Below are 16,648 nucleotides of genomic sequence, written 5' to 3'. Positions count from 1 at the left end.
CTCACACCTCACAGGCAGGGAGACCAAGTCGACGCGCCACTTGGCCACGTCCACCCGACTTCATCCAGAGATCAGCTTTCTTCGCATACTGAATGACTTCGCTGATATCCGAGTCGAAGCCAAAAAATCGATAAGGCAACCCCAATGCATCACAGGTATCGCGTAACGCCCCCATACCTCGGACCAGATTCGGCCCACCACGCCCCAGCACAACGTAAAGCGGCGTAGGCCCATGCTCACTAAAGTACTCGCGCAAGGCGTCAGCCATTGCCCGGAAAGTCTCGTAGATATCGGTATTATTGGACTTCCCACCTATAATGAACAGCACATTTGCCTGTGCCAGCCAGTGATTGAAGCAAATGCGGGCCACTTCCTTCATCTTGGAATATGGCGGATTACCACCAAAATCAGTGGAAATAATCGCATCGTCCCCCAACATCTCGGTAACCAGCGAATTGGCACCGCCGCCAAAGGTAGGCGCAAGAACAGTTCCATTGGCATTAATTACATATACATCACTCTGCCCTTGGTGCGTACGAAGAGAATTGATTTCCTGCTCGAAGTCAGAATAATCAGCCGCGAAGACCTGAGGTGGTATGCCCAAGCGCATCCAGCGAGGGTCATCACGATCAAAGCTACATTTAAAATCACAGGCGACAGGCGACAATCGTCCGTTACGATCTATCCGCATACGGATTGGATTCAGCTCCAATGTCGTCATGCCAAAGCCATGAAACAGCTCCCAAAGTTTCGGGAGCTGTTGCACCAGGGGGGAGATAACTTCTTTGGGTGCACCAATGCTCGTCAGTGCATTAGCAACGACGAACGCCTTGAGTCCAGTAAGCGGATCGAAGGGAATTACAGCGACATTCTCTTTATCTACGTCCTCAATATCTACCCCACCCAGGTGAGTCAGCGTCATGGCGGGCGCCCGAAATCGGGTGGAATCTGTTATAGAAAAGTAGATCTCATGCTCAGCCGGAACTCCAGCCTCAAACGTAACACCATTGGCCTTTACTTGCTGACACCCACTCTCATGGCACGCAAAATAAAGGCGCTCTTTTTCCAGCAACACACTCTTGAGATCTTTGGCTTTCCCAACAAGGCCTGCCTTTCCTTTTTTACCAACACCACCTTTAAACACAGGTTTAATAAATATCTGACCATGCCGGTCCAGCATCGACTTGATGTCTTGCTCGGTGGCGTCAGGCCCCAACACCTCAGCTGCTGGAAAACCAACGAGCTCTAGCAATCTTGCCCCATGAAGCATGCCGGTAATTTGCATTTCAGTCCCTCACATCCTTGTTGAACAATCGATAGCGGCACCCTTTAACGCGCAGGCACTAGTCTTTTGGTGAACCTGCCTTTTTCAATCTGAATTAGACCCTACACGCTTGCAAGCATAAGAAAACGCTATAGCAGCGGCAAAATCCTAATACCACCAAAGGCACCACCCCACTGCGCCATAAGCTCACCAACCTACTGATTTTCTAATAAATCTTACGCAAGCAAAAATAGAAAATATATTTCATATCAATAAATCATCCATTTTTATGAGCCAGTAGCATTACGTTCAGTATGCGCAAGAGGAACCAAGGCGCATGTTGAGGCTCAGGAGCTTCATGGTAGTCGCCATAACTTTCATGAACCTTTCAGCACCTCCTTATCGACTCTCCACCTGAACGCCCCCCTGAAATACCGGACACCGTTTCCCCCTCACCATAAAGGGATAGGCAAACGGTTGTGTTTATGACTACCAGCAAAGACAGACACATCGAAGTGCTCGGCCAGGAGCGGCGTCGCCGCTGGAGCGTCGAGGAGAAGCTCGCCATGGTTCGCGAGAGCCTGGAGCCGGGACAAAGCGTCTCGGTGGTGGCCAGGCATAACGGCATCAATCCCAACCAGCTGTTCCATTGGCGCAAGCTTTACCAGGACGGCAGCCTGTCGGCAGTCAGTGTCGGCGAAGCCGTGGTGCCCGCCTCGGAGCTGGCCGACGCGATGAAGCAGATCCGCGAGCTGCAGCGGATGCTGGGCAAGAAAACCATGAAAGCCGAAGCTCTCAGGGAAGCTGTGGAGATCGCGCGCTCGCGAAAATGGATTGCGCACTCACCCTTATTGCCGGGGGAGCCCAGCGAGGGGACGACCAGTGAAGCTGCTCAGCGAAAGTCTCGGTGTGTCGCGCTCGCAACTGACGGCTCGAATCAAGCAGGCACCTGAAAAACTGAAGCTTCGACGTCGGCGTACGATCGACGATGCGGCGTTGGTAGAACGGATCAGGGGCACAGTTTCTGACTTGCCCAGTTACGGCTACCGCCGGGTGATGCGTGACCACAGGTTGCTGCTGGAGCGGCGCTGTAAGAAGCCAGGCGTCGCGCGCCGTCATGACGGTCGCGTGGCGGTCGAGACGAGCAACACCCGCTGGTGCTCGGATGGCTTCGAATTTCGCTGCGACGATGGCGATCGCCTGCGCGTGACCTTCGCCCTGGATTGCTGCGACCGGGAAGCCATCAGTTGGGTGGCCAGCCCCCACGGCTACAGCGGTGACGATGTTCGCGATGTCATGCTCGAGGCCGTCGAGAGGCGCTTCGGCCAGACGTTGCCGCCCGCACCGATCCAATGGTTGAGCGACAACGGCTCGGCCTACACCGCCGAGCAGACCCGGGCCTTCGCCCGGGAGATTGGCTTGCTGCCGCTGACCACGCCGGTCTGCAGCCCGCAGAGCAACGGCATGGCGGAAAGCTTCGTGAAAACGATGAAGCGCGACTACATCGCCCACATGCCCAGACCGGACTGCCTGACGGCACTGCGCAACCTAGAGATTGCCTTCCAGCATTACAACGAAGAGCATCCGCACAGCGCCCTGAACTAGCGCTCGCCTCGGGAATTCAGGCGGATGACCGCAACATCAACTTAACGGGGTTGCGGTGTCCGGTTTGATAAGGGCAAGTCCAAAAGTCGAGCCCCCGATGCGACAAGTCAACCCGCAGACCACGTTCAGCATGCACGAACACCGGCGCACAGGCTCTAGGGCTACTTCTTCTTGCCCGGCGGCGCGCTCAGATTGGGCATCTGGCGCACCGCCTCCACTGCCGGCCGGGCCTTGTCGTCGAGCAGGTTGCCGAGATGGATGCGGCTGTTGCCGGCCGCGCCGGGGATCGGCTTCTGCTTGGGCTTCTTCGGCTTCTTCAGGATCGCCCCGCCCAGGGCGGTTTCCGGTACCCGATGCTCGGGGCTGAAGTCAGGCTCCTCGCGGCGCGGCAGCAGCTGGCGGATCAGCGCCTCGATGGCGGCCAGCTGTTCGACCTCGTCGGCGCAGACCAGCGAGATCGCCTCGCCGCTGGCGCCGGCGCGGCCGGTGCGGCCGATGCGGTGCACGTAGTATTCGGGGGCAACCGGCAGATCGAGGTTGACCACCAGCGGCAGCCCCTGGATGTCCAGTCCGCGGGAAGCCACGTCGGTGGCCACCAGCACCTGCAGCTCGCCGGCCTTGAACTGCTCCAGGGCGCGCAGGCGCGCCGGCTGCGGCAGGTCGCCGTGGATCGCACCGGCCCGGTAGCCGCGCTGCTGCAGCTCCTCGGCCAGCCGCTCGACGCCCTTGCGGGTGCGCGAGAAGACCAGCACCTGCTCCCAGCGCTCGCGCTCCAGCAGGTGCAGGAACAGCTCGACCTTGAGCTTCTTGTCCACCGGGATCATCCACTGGTCGACGCTCGGCGCCGCCGAGTTGGGCGCGCTGATCTCGATGGTCAGCGGATCGCGCAGCAGGCCGGTGGCGATCTGGCGGATCTCCTCGGAGAAGGTGGCCGAGCACAGCAGGGTCTGGCGCTGCCTGGGCAGCAGGGCGAACAGCTCGTCCAGCTCGCGGGCGAAGCCCAGGTCGAGCATGCGGTCGGCCTCGTCGAGCACGAGGATCTGCAGCCGGTCGAAGCGCACGGCGTTCTGCCGGTACAGGTCGAGCAGGCGGCCGGGCGTGGCCACCAGCACGTCGAGGCCCGGACGCAGCATCATCATCTGCGGGTTGATGCTCACCCCGCCGTAGGCCACGGCGGTGCGCAGTGGCAGCTCCATGCCGCAGGCGCGGATGCTGCCGTGGACCTGCTCGGCCAGCTCGCGGGTCGGTACCAGCACCAGCGCGCGCACCGAATTGGCAGCCACCGGCGGGCCCTCGAGGGTCAGCCGCTGCAGCACCGGCAGGGCGAAGCCGGCAGTCTTGCCGCTGCCGGTCTGCGCCGCCACCAGCAGGTCGCGACCGGCGAGCAGCGCGGGAATCGCCTGGCGCTGCACCGGCGTGGGCAGGATGTAACCGAGTACGGGCAAAGTCCGCAAAAGAGGCTCGATCAGGCCGAGAGAGGCAAAGGTCATGACAGGCCACCAATATGTAAAGGCGCCATTTTACCCGCAAAATTTGCAGGGTTGCTCGAAAAGTGGACAACAAGCGAGGCGGCGCCGGACGAAAAGGACAGCTGACGACGAAACGAAGCGATTATTCCACGGCCCGTGCCGGAGTTCGAAGGCCGGCTTCGGCGATCGGAGTCGTGCCGGGCGGGCATGTTCATATCCTGTCCCGCTGCCGCCGACAAGCCCTCCCCCACCTCACCCCCACCTTCCAGCCCGGCCCACCAGGCCGGCGGCGGCTATTGCGCAAGCCGCGCCAGCAACCGGGCGCGCCAGTCGCGGCCGGACAGCACCAGCAGATGACGGCGGCGCAGCGCCCCCTGGAAGATCGCCTCGGCGATGTCCTGGGCCGTGGGCGGCCGGTTCGCCGCCTCGTCGGCGGGCAGGCCGTCGCACTGCGGATCGCCGGCATGGCCGGGGCAGACCAGCATCACGTTGACCCCGTCCGGCGCCACCTCCAGGCGCAGCGTTTCGAACAGCCCGAGCAGGGCCTGCCGGCTGGCGGCCTCGGCAGCGTGGCCGACCTGCGGCGAGCTGAAGGCCTGCAATGCGCCAGCCACGACGATCTGCCCGCGCCGCGCGAGCAGGCTGGGCAGCGCCGCCCGGGCACAATGCAGGGCGCCGAAGAAGTTGACCTCCATGACCTGCCGGAACACCTCCGGCCCGCTGTCGAGGACGGCACCCCGCTGGCGGGCGGCGGCGCAGCAGGCCAGCAGATCGATGCCGCCGAAGCGTTCGCCGACCAGCGCCACGGCGCGCTCCACCGCCTGCGCGTCGGTCACGTCGCAGGGCAGGCCGAGCGCCTCGGTGTTGTGGTGGTCGGCCAGATGCTCGACCAGGCTGTCCAGCGCCAATGCGTCGAGGTCGAGCAGCGCCAGGTGTGCGCCGGCCTGCGCCAGGCGCACCGCCAGTGCCCGGCCGACGCCGGAGCAGCCGCCGCTGATCAGCGCCACCTGACGCTCGAATACCCTGCTGGCAAAGACCTTGCGATGCATGCCGTCTCCCTGGAGTGGCGAGAGCGTTCCCGCCAAGACCTTCCAGCATAGCTCGGCAGACGGGGACTACCGCCGCGGCCTGGCCCGGGCGGTCGGTTCGGCGATCAGCGGATCGTCCGGCCAGTAGTGCCGGGGATAGCGCCTCTTGAGGCTCATCCTGACCTCGGCACGGGTGCTGGTCCGAAAGCCCGCCACGTGCTGCGCCGGCGATGCATGGCGTTTGCACAAGGCCGGCATCGCCCGGGCCGGAGTGCGACGGCTGTCACACCGGCCGTGCGTCGCGGCAGTTGGTGTAGTGCAACTGCCCCTATCATGCCCGCGAGAGCCGGTCGAAACCCGCGTCAGGTCGCGGGCAGGCAAGGGACACCGGCGGAAATCGATCGAGAAATGCGGGGCCGTAGGGAGGCGTCGATGTCGGAAGCAGGGTATGCGGTGGTATTCCGCGGCGAGATCCTCGATGGATACAGCCGGGAGCAGGTCAAGGAAGGCTTCGGTCGGATGTTCGGCCTGGGAGCGGACAAGCTGGAGCTGCTTTTCTCGCAGCCCAGGGTGGTGCTCAAGAAGGGCCTGAGTCGAGACGTGGCGGATCGCTACCGCCTCAGGCTGGAAAGCATCGGCGCGCAGGTCAGGCTGGAGGCAGCGGCCGCGCCGCAGCGGCTGCCGTCGGCACCCACACCGGTTCCGCCGATCGCGGCCGCTCCGACGCAGCCTGCAGCCACTGGGGCGGCGCGGCTGGCGGTGCCGCAGGCTCGCGAACCGCTGGACAGCGGCGCTTCCGCCAAGAGCGTCCGGCCCGCGCCCGTCGCACGCCATGCGCCGGGGGCAGCGGCAGTTCCGGCGGCCCCCGCAGCGGCGGACGGCGTCGCCCTCCCCGGCCAAGCCATGGTGACCGCACGGCCACGTCCCGAGGCGGCGCCAGCCGGCGCCACGGTGCGTCCTGCTGCGGCGCGCCAGGCCGAGCCGCGCTCCGTGCCCTTCGAGTTCCATGGCAACGGCTTCGAGTTCTTCCGCATCTGGATCGTCAACCTGCTGCTCACCATCGTTACCCTGGGGGTGTATTCCGCCTGGGCCAAGGTACGCACCCAGCGCTATTTCTACGGCAACACCGTGCTGGACGGCAGCAGCTTCGACTATCTCGGCGATCCGTTGAAGATTCTCAAGGGCCGTATCATCGCCTTCGTGTGCCTGATGCTCTATTCCGGCGCGGACCTCGTCTCGCCCTTCCTCAGCCTGGGGCTGATGCTGGCCTTTCTCGTGGCGCTGCCGTGGATCATGGTCAAGGGCCTGAGCTTCCGTAACCTCAACAGCGCCTGGCGGGGCGTGCGCTTCGGCTTCGAGGGCAAGGTGGGCGAGGCGGCGATGGTCTTCCTGCTGTGGCCGCTGCTGGGCGTGCTGACGCTCGGCCTGCTGATGCCGATGGCCTTCCACAGGCAGCAGTGCTTCATCATCGGCAACAGCCGCTACGGCACCTGCCGCTTCGAGTTCGGCGCCGGGGTCAAGGTCTTCTACGGAATGTTTCTCGGCGCGCTGGCAATCCTCATCGGCGGCGGCATCGCGGGCATGCTCCTCGGCTCCCTCTTCGCACCGCTCAGCGTGCCGGCGATGGCGCTGGCCTATCTCGCCGCCTTCGCCTGGTTCAGCGTCAAGTTCGCCAACCTGCGCTACGGTCACACCCTGTTGGCCGGCAACGGCTTCGAGGCCCGCTACGCGCTCGGCAGCTATGCCCGACTGATGGCGGTGAACCTGCTCGGCATGGTGCTCACCCTGGGCCTCTTCTACCCATGGGCCAAGGTGCGCAACGCCCGCTACGCCGCCGAGCACGTCGCGCTGGTGGCCGAAGACGATCTCGACGGCTTCGTGGCGGCGCGGCAGAAGGACGTCTCCGCCACCGCTGGCGAGGTCGGCGATCTCTTCGACGTGGACTTCGGCATCTGATCATGGCTGCGTCGATCATCGGCATCTGGTTCAGCGGCGCGAACTCGCGCCCGCAGTCGGCGCGGCTGACGTTGGCCGACGGACGCATCAGCGTATGCGCCGACGGCGTGGTGCTGGCAGGGCCGCTGGCGCTGGCGCAGCTGACGGTCAGTTCGCGCCTCGGCAGCACCCCGCGCTTCCTGCGCTTTCCCGACGGCGGGAGCTTCGAGACGGCCGACAACGATGGCGTCGACCGGTTGCTGGCGCCGTTGCGCCCCCGCCACGGGCTCCTCCACCGGCTGGAGTCCAGCCTGCGCCATGTGCTGCTCGGTCTGGTGGTGACGGTGGTCTTCGTCTGGGGCGCGGTGCGCTACGGCATCCCGATGCTGGCGGAAGTCACGGCGTTTTCGCTGCCGCCCGAACTCAATCGCCAGATCGGCGATGGTGCGCTCGAACTGCTCGACAGCCGGTTGCTCGCGCCGAGCACCCTGGCCGTCGCCGAACAGGCGCGCCTGCGGGCGCGCTTTGCCGCTCTGCTGGCGTCTGCCGCCACCCAACCGCTGCAGATCGAGTTCCGCGACGCGGCCCGCAGCCTGGGGGCAAATGCGCTGGCGCTGCCGTCCGGCACCATCGTGTTCACCGATCAGCTGGTGCGACTGGCCGAGCGCGACGAAGAGCTGATGGCGGTGCTCGCCCACGAAATCGGCCATATCGAGCGTCGCCATGCCCTGCGCCAGGTGCTGCAGGCTTCGGCGCTCGGCCTGGCGGCGATGGCGGTGACCGGCGATGTATCCTCGGTGTCTTCGGCGGTGGCGGCGATTCCGGTACTGCTCACCCAGCTGGGCTATTCGCGCGCCTTCGAGCACGAGGCCGACCGCTACGGCGCCGAGCTGCTCGCCCGCCACGGCATCGACACCAGCCACCTCGGCGTCATGCTGTCGCGACTGGAGAACTCCCGCGACTGTGTCCGCCACGGCGACTGCGAAAGCCCCGCCGGAGGCTGGCAGGACTATCTGTCGACGCATCCCCCCACCGCCGAGCGGCTGCGGCGGCTCGATGCCCGCTGAGCATGTCTTCGACGCCGGCGGCAGACCGGGGCTACTGCCGCGGCCTGGCCCGCGCGGTGGGTTCGGCGATCAGCGGGTCGTCCGGCCAGTAGTGCTTGGGATAGCGGCCCTTGAGATCCTTTTTCACCTCGGCGTAGGTGTTGGCCCAGAAGCTCGCCAGGTCCTGGGTGACCTGCACCGGCCGGCGCGCCGGCGACAACAGGTGCAGCTTGACCGCCAGCCGTCCGCCGGCGATGCGCGGCGTCTGCGCCAGGCCGAACAGTTCCTGCAGGCGCACGGCGAGCACCGGCGGCTCTTCGGCGTAGTCGAGACGGATGCGCGAGCCGGACGGCACGGCGACGGTGGACGGCGCCAGCTCGTCGAGACGCTGCGGCAACGGCCAGGGCAACAGGCCCTTGAGGATGCCGGGCAAGTCCAGGGCGGCGAAATGGCTGAGCCGCGAGACCTGACCGAGGTACGGCGCCAGCCAGTCCTCAAGGCTCGCCAGCAGGGCCGCGTCGGACAGGTCCGGCCAGTCGCTCGCGCCCTTTTCCGCCAGATCGAGGCGGCGCAGCAGCACCACCCGCGCCTGCCACTGGCGCAGCTCGGGTGTCCAGGGCAGCAGTTCCAGGCCCTTGCGCCGCACCAGGCCGACCAGCGCCCGGCTGCGCGCCGCCTCGTCGAGCCCCGGCAGTGCCTGGCGCTCCAGCACCAGCTCGCCGATCCGCCGCTGGCGCTCGGCGCGCAGCACGCCCTCGCGTTCGTCCCAGTCCAGCTCGTCGCGCACCGTCACCTGCTCGGCGAGCACTGTCTCGAACAGCGCCGGGTCGAGGTCGGCGGCCAGGTAGATGCGCTCCTCGCGCTGGCCCTGGCGGCTGCCCAGCTCGGCGACCACCAGCCAGGCGTGCTTCATCAGCGCATCGGGCTCGGCGAACAGCGCGGCGCGGCCGTTGGCCAGGCGGTACTCGCCGCCGTCGGGACGCCGCTGGCAGGCGATGCGGTCCGGGTAGGCGAAGGCCAGCAGCGCCCCCAGCCAGCGCGGGTGTTCGGGATCGGCGACCGCCTCCTGCGCGCCCTTCGGCAACAGCCCGCGATATTGGCGGGCCAGTTGACGGGCGCGCTGCACGCCGCCCTGGGCGGCACCCCGCTGGGCGCCGCGCCCGACCCGCGCCGCGCCGCCGAGCAGCGCCAGGCGGCTGTGCAGGTCGGCGCCGGCGCCGCGCAGGATGTCGCGCTCGCCGAGCAGCGCGGCGACGTCGCAAGCCAGCGCGCCGAGCCCCAGCGCCTGGCCGCGCAGCAAAAGGTGCGCGATGCGCGGGTGCGCCGGCAGCATCGCCATGGCCTGGCCATGGGCGCTCAGGCTGCCGTTGGGATTGAGCGCGCCGAGCCGCGCCAGCAACTCGCGGGCCTGGGCGTAGGCGGCCAAAGGCGGTGCATCGAGCCAGGCGAGTTCGGCAGGCGTGACGCCCCAGCGCGCCAGCTGCAGGGCAAGCCCGGCGAGATCGGCCGCCAGGATCTCCGCGCTGTCGTGGGCGGCCAGCTGCTCGTGCTGGGCCTGCGACCACAGCCGGTAGCAGACGCCCGGCTCCAGGCGCCCGGCGCGCCCGGCGCGCTGGGTCGCCGAGGCGCGCGAGATGCGCTGGGTGTCCAGGCGGGTCATGCCGCTGCCGGGATCGAAGCGCGGCACCCGCGCCAGTCCCGCGTCGACCACCACGCGCACGCCGTCGATGGTCAGGCTGGTCTCGGCGATGTTGGTGGCCAGCACGACCTTGCGCGTGCCGGCCGGCGCCGGCTCGATGGCGGCGCGCTGGGCGGCCAGGTCCAGCTCGCCGTGCAGCGGGCAGAGCAGGATGTCGGTGCGCCCGGCCAGCGCCTCGGACAGCTGCTCGTGGAGGCGGCGGATCTCCGCCTGGCCGGGGAGGAACACCAGCAGGCTGCCGCCCTCCTCGTCGAGCGCCTGCAGCACCGTGGCGAGCACCCGCGGCTCGATGCGCTCGCCGGGCTGGTACGGCCGTCCCCAGCGGATCTCCACCGGAAACATGCGCCCCTCGCTGCGCACCACCGGCGCACCGTCCAGCAGCGCGGCGAGCCGTTCGCCCTCCAGGGTGGCGGACATCGGCAGCACCCGAAGCGGCGTGTCGCGCAGCAGGGCACGGCCGTTCAGGGTCAGCGCCAGGGCCAGGTCGGCGTCCAGGCTGCGCTCGTGGAACTCGTCGAAGATCACCAGGCCGACGCCCTCCAGCGCCGGGTCGTCCTGCAGGCGGCGGGTGAGGATGCCCTCGGTGACCACCTCGATGCGCGTGCGCGGGCCGACCCGGCTGTCCAGGCGGATGCGGTAGCCGACCGTCTCGCCGACCTGCTCGCCCAGTTCGGCGGCCAGGCGCTCGGCCGCCGCTCGCGCGGCCAGCCGGCGCGGCTCGAGCATCAGGATGCGCTGCCCTTGGAGCCAGGGCTCGTCGAGCAGGGCCAAGGGCACACGGGTGGTCTTGCCGGCGCCGGGCGGGGCCTCGAGCACGGCTTCGTGGCACAGGGACAGGGCTTCGCGCAGGGCGGGCAGGATGGCGTCTATGGGTAGCGGGTTCATCGGGCACTCCACGGCAGGCCGCCGATTATAGGGCCGAGCGCCGCCAGTGGACGCCTGTCACGGGGGCCTTGGTATAGTTCGGCCCCCGACCACCTTCAGGACAGCTTCATGCACATCCGAACCCGCACTCTGGGCGGCCTGCTGGCCGTCGCCCTGACCACCCAGCTGAGTGCCTGCGGCAGCATCTTCTTCCCGGATCGGCGCGGCCAGATCGAGGGCCAGGTCGACTTCCTGGTCGTCGGTCTGGACGCCATCGGCCTGCTCTTCTACGTGATTCCCGGGGTGATCGCCTTCGCCGTCGACTTCACCACCGGCGCCATCTACCTGCCGCCGGGCGAGCGCTATTCGGTGGCCCCGGAAAGCCTGCGCGACACCCTCGACGCCGACGGGCGCGTCGATCCGGCGCGGCTCAGGACGCTGATCGAGCGGGAAACCGGCCGCCGCCTGCCGGCCGGCGAATTGCGCGCGCTGCCGCGCGACGCCAGCCCCGAGCAGCTCGCCGCCCTCGGCCTGCGGCCATCCGCCTGAGGCCGTCCCGGCTCCGCCAGCGCAGCGCCCTGCTATCATGCCGGACGCCTTTTCATTCGCCGTGACGATCCGCTTTCGATGAAGACCCCGCAGGAACATGCCCGCCTGATGCGCCTGGCCAGCGCCGCCGCCCTGGCGGTGGCCATCGGCCTGGCGCTGGCCAAGGCGATCGCCTGGTGGCTGAGCGGCTCGGTCAGCCTGCTCGCCGGCCTGACCGACTCGCTGCTGGACGGCGCCGCCTCGCTGATCAACCTGCTGGCGGTGCACTACTCGCTGCGCCCGGCGGACGACGACCATCGCTACGGCCACGGCAAGGCCGAGGCGCTGGCCGGTCTCGGCCAGGCGGTATTCATCGGCGTCAGCGCCATCCTGGTCGGCGTGCAGGGCATCGACCGCCTGCTGCATCCGCAGCCACTGTACGCGCAGACCCTGGGGATCGTCGTGATCCTGCTGTCGCTCGCCGCCACCGCCGCCCTGCTGCTGTTCCAGCGCCACGTGGTGCGGGTGACCGGCTCCACGGCGATCCGCGCCGACTCGCTGCACTACCGCTCCGACCTGCTGCTCAACGCCAGCATCCTGCTCGCCCTGCTGCTGGTCAATTTCGGCCTCGGCGAGCTGGATGCGCTGTTCGGCCTCGGCATCGCCGGCTACATCCTGTGGAGCGCCGTGCAGATCGGCCATGAAGCGGTGACCGTGCTGATGGACACCGAACTGTCGCCCAAGGTGCGCGACCGGATCGCCGGACTGGCCGGCGCGGTGCCGGACGTCATCGACGTGCACGACCTGCGTACCCGCATCTCCGGCACCCGCTGGTTCGTCCAGCTGCACGTGCGGCTGCCCGGCGAAATGTCGCTGACCGAGGCCCACCAGCGCACCGAGGCGGTGGAGCGGGCGATCCACGCGGAATTCCCGCGCGCCGAGGTGCTGGTCCATGCTGATCCGCCATAGGGCGTGGGCGGACCGAAAGGACGCACAAAGGAAAACGGGAGGACAGGCCAGCGCCTGTCCTCCCGTTTTCGCTCCGTCCGTTGCCGGCGAGGCTGTCGCCGTCTTCCCGCGCGCCTGGTCGGCATCGCGCGCCTGGGTGCCGTCGCGATCCGGTAAGACCGCGCGGCGCCGGAATGCCTGGTTGGGCATGCCGGGTGGACCAGATGTCCAGGCCTTGAAGTTGGGAAAAGAATAAACCTGCGAAGCCGGCAGAGGATTGCGAACATTGCCCACAAAAGCATGACTTGCGCAATCATTCGTCAGGAAAGCAAGATAACCGGCAATGTTTTCACAAAGGTCATCCGCCATGGGCAAACTCGATCGCTACGATCTGCGCATCCTCGCCGAACTGCAGCACGATGCCCGCCTCTCCAACCAGGAACTGGCCGAACGTATCGGCCTGTCGCCCTCGCCCTGCTCGCGGCGGGTCAAGCAGCTCGAGGACGACGGCTACATCCTGCGCCAGGTGGCCCTGCTCGACCGCAAGCGGCTCGGCCTGACCCTCACCGCCTACGTGCTGATCGGCATGGACCGGCACACCCCGGAACGCTTCGAGCATTTCGAGGCGGTCATCGGCAAGTGCCCGGAGGTGCTGGAGTGCAGCCTGGTCACCGGGATGGACGCCGACTACCAGCTGAAGGTGGTGGTGCCGGACATGGACAGCTACCAGCAGTTCCTGCTCGGCACCCTGACCCGCATCGACGGGGTGTCCAGCGTGCGCTCGAGCTTCGTCCTGCGCCAGGTGCAGTCGAGCACCGAACTGCCGCTGGAGCACCTGCGCACCTGAGGCGCGAACGACTTCGCTATACTCGGCGGCCTTTGCCGCGAACCCCACCCCCGGAGGTCCAATGGAACCCGAAGTGTTCGAAGAGTGGATGATGATCGGCCTGGTCAGCGGCCTCATCCTGTACATGGCGTTCATCGTCTGGGATCTGGCGCGCAAGTCCAACGCCGGCCGCCTCGGCACCATGGTGCTGTTCTTCGCCCTAGGCCTCGGCGTGCTCGGCTTCGTCATCAAGACCCTGGTGATCGGCAGCCTGGAAGGTTTCTGACGGCCTTCGCCGCCGCGCCATTCGGCGGCATCCCCCTTCTCTCACAGCCGCGCCGGAACCTCCTTCCACTCTCCCGGCGCCAGGCCGTCCAGGCTCCAGGGACCGATGCGCACCCGCACCAGGCGCAGGGTCGGCAGGCCGACCGCGGCGGTCATGCGCCGCACCTGGCGGTTGCGCCCCTCGCGGATGGTCAGCTCCAGCCAGGCGGTCGGCACGCTCTTGCGAAAGCGCACCGGCGGATCGCGCGGCCAGAGCTCGGGCTCCGGGAGCCTCTGCACCTCGGCCGGGCGGGTCGGGCCGTCGTTGAGCGTCACCCCCTCGCGCAGGCGCTCGAGCTGCTCGTCGCTCGGCTCGCCCTCCACCTGCACCCAGTAGGTCTTGGCCAGCTTGTGCTGCGGATCGGCGATGCGCGCCTGCAGGCGGCCGTCGCTGGTCAAGAGCAGCAGACCCTCGCTGTCGCGGTCCAGGCGGCCGGCCGGATAGACGCCGGGGACCGGGATGAAGTCCTTGAGGGTCGCCCGCCCGTCGCCGCCGCTGAACTGGGTGAGCACGTCGAACGGCTTGTTGAACAGGATCAGCCGCGGCGCGGCCGGCGGCGCCTTGGGCGGACCCGGACGGCGGGCGGGCACCTGGCCGGCGGGACGGCGGAATGCGGGACGGGCTGGGCGGGCCATGGAGGGTTCACCGGACAAAAAGGGGCGCCCATGCTAGGGGCGCCCCCGGCCTCCGGCAAGCCTCAGCCCTCGCCGAGCAGGAAGTTGCCCGGCCCCGCGGCGCCGCCGTCCAGTTGCAGCAGTTGCGCCTCGTCCTTCAGCTCCACCCCGGAGAGCCGGCGGCGGCTGGCCTCGCGCATCAGGTAGAGCAGCTTGTGGGCGGCCATGGCGTAGCTCAGGCCCTCCGGGCGCACGTTGGAGATGCAGTTGCGCGCGGCGTCGGTGAGGCCGATGCGCGGCGCGAAGGTGAAGTACAGGCCCAGGCTGTCCGGCGAGCTGAGGCCGGGCCGCTCGCCGATGAGGATGACCGTCATCCGCGCGCCGAGCAGTTCGCCGATCTCGTCGGCCACCGCCACCCGGCCCTGCTCGACCAGGCTGACCGGCGCCAGCGACCAGCCCTCGGCCGGCAGCCGCTCCAGCAGGCCGTCGAGCAGCGGCAGGGCGTGGCGCTGCACGGCCAGCGCCGACAGGCCGTCGGCGACGACGATGGCCAGGTCCCGGCCGCCGCCGTGCGCGGTCCGGTGCTCGCGCAGCAGGGTGGCGGAGTCCGCCTGCAGCAGGCGGCCCAGGTCGGGGCGCTGCAGGTAGGTGTCGCGGTCCCGGGCGGCGCTGTGCAGCAGCAGGCTGTCGAGGCCGCGCTGGCGCAGCCCGTCCTGCAGGGCGGCGGGCTCGAACGGCAGGTGCACGGCGTCGCGCGCCTGGGCATGGGCGAACTGGAAGGAAAGGTGCGCCGCGGTCGGCAGGCTGGCGCCGGCGCGGCCGAGGGCGATGCGCGCCGGGGTCAGGCTGCGCAGTTGCTGCCAGGGGTTTTCGGTGGTGGGGGATCTGTCGGACATGTCGACCTCGAAACAGGCTGATTCTCTTCCCGGGACTCGCGCAGGGTGGATGGCCACCCCGTGGAAAACCGCGCAGCGTTTTCCACCGCAGGCCTCTCGATGACCGGCAGGTGGAAAAGACCTGCGGTCGTTTTCCACCCTACGCATGTACGCGCTGCGGCTCAGGACAGCCGCGCCAGCGCCGGGCGGAAGGCCGCCGGCAACTCGTCGCCGAGGATTAGCCGGCCGCCGTCCTGGCGCAGGATGCCCATCCGCGCGAGCCACTCCTCGAACTCCGGCGCGGCGCGCAGGCCGAGGCTCTGCCGGGCGTAGAGGGCGTCGTGGAAGGAGGTGCTCTGGTAGTTGAGCATCACGTCGTCGGAGCCGGGCACGCCCATGATGAAGTTGACCCCGGCCACGCCTAGCAGGGTCAGCAGCATGTCCATGTCGTCCTGGTCGGCCTCGGCGTGGTTGGTGTAGCAGATGTCGCAGCCCATCGGCAGGCCGAGCAGCTTGCCGCAGAAATGGTCCTCGAGGCCGGCGCGGATGATCTGCTTGCCGTTGTAGAGATATTCCGGGCCGATGAAGCCGACCACGGTGTTCACCAAGAGCGGCCTGAAGCGCCGCGCCACGGCGTAGGCGCGCGCCTCGCAGGTCTGCTGGTCGACGCCGTGGTGGGCGTTGGCCGACAGCGCGCTGCCCTGGCCGGTCTCGAAGTACATCAGGTTGTCGCCGAGGCTGCCGCGCTTGAGGCTGAGGCCGGCCTCGTAGCCCTCGCGCAGCACTGCGAGGTCGATGCCGAAGCTGGCGTTGGCCGCCTGGGTGCCGGCGATCGACTGGAACACCAGGTCGACCGGCAGGCCGCGCTCGATGGCGGCGATCGACGAGGTGACATGGGTGAGCACGCAGGCCTGGGTGGGGATCTGGTAGCGCTGGATCACCGCGTCGAGCATCTTCAAGAGTTCGCCGATCGCCTCCAGGCTGTCGCTGGCCGGGTTGACGCCGATCACCGCGTCGCCGTTGCCGTAGAGCAGCCCGTCGAGGACGCTGGCGGCGATGCCCGCCGGATCGTCGGTGGGATGGTTGGGCTGCAGGCGGGTGGAGAGCCGTCCGCGCAGCCCGAGGCTGTTGCGAAAGCGCGTCTCCACGCGGATCTTCTGCGCCACCAGCACCAGGTCCTGGACGCGCATCAGCTTGGACACCGCGGCGGCCATCTCCGGGGTCAGCCCCGGCGCTAGGGCGCGCAGACTCGCCTCGTCGGCCGCCGGGCCGAGCAGCCAGTCGCGCAGGCCGCCGACGGTGAGATGGGCGACCGGGGCGAAGGCAGCGGCGTCGTGGCCGTCGAGGATCAGCCGGGTGACCTCGTCCGTCTCGTAGGGGATCACCGCCTCGTTCAGGAAGTGCCCGAGCGGCACCTCGGCCAGCGCCATCTGCGCCGCCACCCGCTCGGCGTCGCTGTCTGCCGCCACCCCGGCCAGGTAGTCGCCGGAGCGCGCCGGACTGGCCTTGGCCAGCAGTTCGCGAAGACTGTCGAAGCGCCAGGTCTGGCCGCCGACGGCATGGGCAAAACCGCTCATGGGAATCCCCTCCCGGAAAAAGGTCGTGTGCGGAAACCTTAGGGC

General features: G+C 68.0%; 13 protein-coding genes and 2 pseudogenes. 7 read left to right on the top strand and 8 right to left on the bottom strand.

Annotated features, from left to right (window positions below; translation table 11 throughout):
- Position 1: 1 nt before the first annotated feature.
- Entirely contained in the window at positions 2 to 1,285 is a 1,284-nt protein-coding gene (locus tag GCU53_RS17410; protein ID WP_152388711.1) for an ATP citrate lyase citrate-binding domain-containing protein, read from the bottom strand.
- Positions 1,286 to 1,773: 488 nt separating this feature from the next.
- On the opposite strand from GCU53_RS17410, the pseudogene GCU53_RS17405 reads away from it, so the two are divergent.
- Positions 1,774 to 2,869, top strand: a pseudogene (locus GCU53_RS17405) (transposase).
- A gap of 161 nt (positions 2,870 to 3,030) precedes the next feature.
- Here the strand turns inward: GCU53_RS17405 and GCU53_RS17400 are convergent.
- From GCU53_RS17400 to GCU53_RS26200, 3 genes and pseudogenes are all read right to left on the bottom strand, one after another.
- Positions 3,031 to 4,359 (bottom strand): DEAD/DEAH box helicase, encoded by a 1,329-nt coding sequence (locus GCU53_RS17400; RefSeq protein ID WP_152388710.1) that lies wholly within the window; start codon positions 4,357 to 4,359, stop codon positions 3,031 to 3,033.
- 272 nt (positions 4,360 to 4,631) lie between these two features.
- Positions 4,632 to 5,387 (bottom strand): SDR family oxidoreductase, encoded by a 756-nt coding sequence (locus tag GCU53_RS17395; protein WP_152388709.1) that lies wholly within the window; start codon positions 5,385 to 5,387, stop codon positions 4,632 to 4,634.
- A 66-nt stretch (positions 5,388 to 5,453) separates the two neighbouring features.
- Positions 5,454 to 5,621: pseudogene (locus tag GCU53_RS26200) on the bottom strand (ATP-dependent helicase C-terminal domain-containing protein); the annotation flags it as partial.
- A 177-nt stretch (positions 5,622 to 5,798) separates the two neighbouring features.
- Between GCU53_RS26200 and GCU53_RS26195 the strand changes: the two are divergent.
- Entirely contained in the window at positions 5,799 to 7,322 is a 1,524-nt protein-coding gene (locus tag GCU53_RS26195) for a YjgN family protein (protein WP_152388707.1), read from the top strand.
- 2 nt (positions 7,323 to 7,324) lie between these two features.
- Entirely contained in the window at positions 7,325 to 8,368 is a 1,044-nt protein-coding gene (locus GCU53_RS17380) for a M48 family metallopeptidase (protein WP_152388706.1), read from the top strand.
- A 31-nt stretch (positions 8,369 to 8,399) separates the two neighbouring features.
- On the opposite strand, the gene hrpB is transcribed toward GCU53_RS17380, so the two are convergent.
- Entirely contained in the window at positions 8,400 to 10,931 is a 2,532-nt protein-coding gene (gene hrpB, locus GCU53_RS17375) for an ATP-dependent helicase HrpB (protein WP_152388705.1), read from the bottom strand.
- Between the two features lie 108 nt (positions 10,932 to 11,039).
- Here hrpB and GCU53_RS17370 point away from each other — a divergent pair, with 108 nt between their 5' ends.
- The 4 genes from GCU53_RS17370 (at position 11,040) to GCU53_RS17355 (ending at position 13,498) form a co-directional block, all read left to right on the top strand.
- Positions 11,040 to 11,459 carry a polyribonucleotide nucleotidyltransferase gene (locus GCU53_RS17370; RefSeq protein WP_152388704.1) on the top strand — a complete coding sequence of 140 codons (420 nt, stop codon included), beginning with the start codon at positions 11,040 to 11,042 and terminating at the stop codon, positions 11,457 to 11,459.
- Between the two features lie 78 nt (positions 11,460 to 11,537).
- Entirely contained in the window at positions 11,538 to 12,407 is an 870-nt protein-coding gene (locus tag GCU53_RS17365) for a cation diffusion facilitator family transporter (RefSeq protein ID WP_152388703.1), read from the top strand.
- Between the two features lie 346 nt (positions 12,408 to 12,753).
- Positions 12,754 to 13,233 (top strand): Lrp/AsnC family transcriptional regulator, encoded by a 480-nt coding sequence (locus GCU53_RS17360; RefSeq protein WP_152388702.1) that lies wholly within the window; start codon positions 12,754 to 12,756, stop codon positions 13,231 to 13,233.
- A 61-nt stretch (positions 13,234 to 13,294) separates the two neighbouring features.
- The gene (locus GCU53_RS17355) at positions 13,295 to 13,498 is read left to right on the top strand and encodes a DUF2788 domain-containing protein (RefSeq protein WP_039805838.1); all 204 of its coding nucleotides are present in this window, start codon (positions 13,295 to 13,297) and stop codon (positions 13,496 to 13,498) included.
- A gap of 41 nt (positions 13,499 to 13,539) precedes the next feature.
- On the opposite strand, the gene GCU53_RS17350 is transcribed toward GCU53_RS17355, so the two are convergent.
- The 3 genes from GCU53_RS17350 to GCU53_RS17340 form a co-directional block, all read right to left on the bottom strand.
- A complete protein-coding gene (locus tag GCU53_RS17350; RefSeq protein WP_152388701.1) occupies positions 13,540 to 14,172 on the bottom strand; it encodes a pseudouridine synthase in 633 nt (210 codons plus the stop codon).
- A 62-nt stretch (positions 14,173 to 14,234) separates the two neighbouring features.
- Positions 14,235 to 15,047 (bottom strand): ethanolamine ammonia-lyase subunit EutC, encoded by an 813-nt coding sequence (eutC, locus tag GCU53_RS17345; RefSeq protein WP_152388700.1) that lies wholly within the window; start codon positions 15,045 to 15,047, stop codon positions 14,235 to 14,237.
- 161 nt (positions 15,048 to 15,208) lie between these two features.
- Complete coding sequence (locus GCU53_RS17340) at positions 15,209 to 16,603, bottom strand: ethanolamine ammonia-lyase subunit EutB (protein ID WP_152389948.1); 1,395 nt, start codon at positions 16,601 to 16,603, stop codon at positions 15,209 to 15,211.
- Between the last annotated feature and the right edge of the window lie 45 nt (positions 16,604 to 16,648).

Source organism: Azotobacter salinestris (genome assembly GCF_009363155.1).
In the GTDB taxonomy this organism is placed as follows: domain Bacteria; phylum Pseudomonadota; class Gammaproteobacteria; order Pseudomonadales; family Pseudomonadaceae; genus Azotobacter; species Azotobacter salinestris.
The sequence above is the reverse complement of the archived record's forward strand: the minus strand, read 5'-3'. Positions and strand labels throughout refer to the sequence as shown.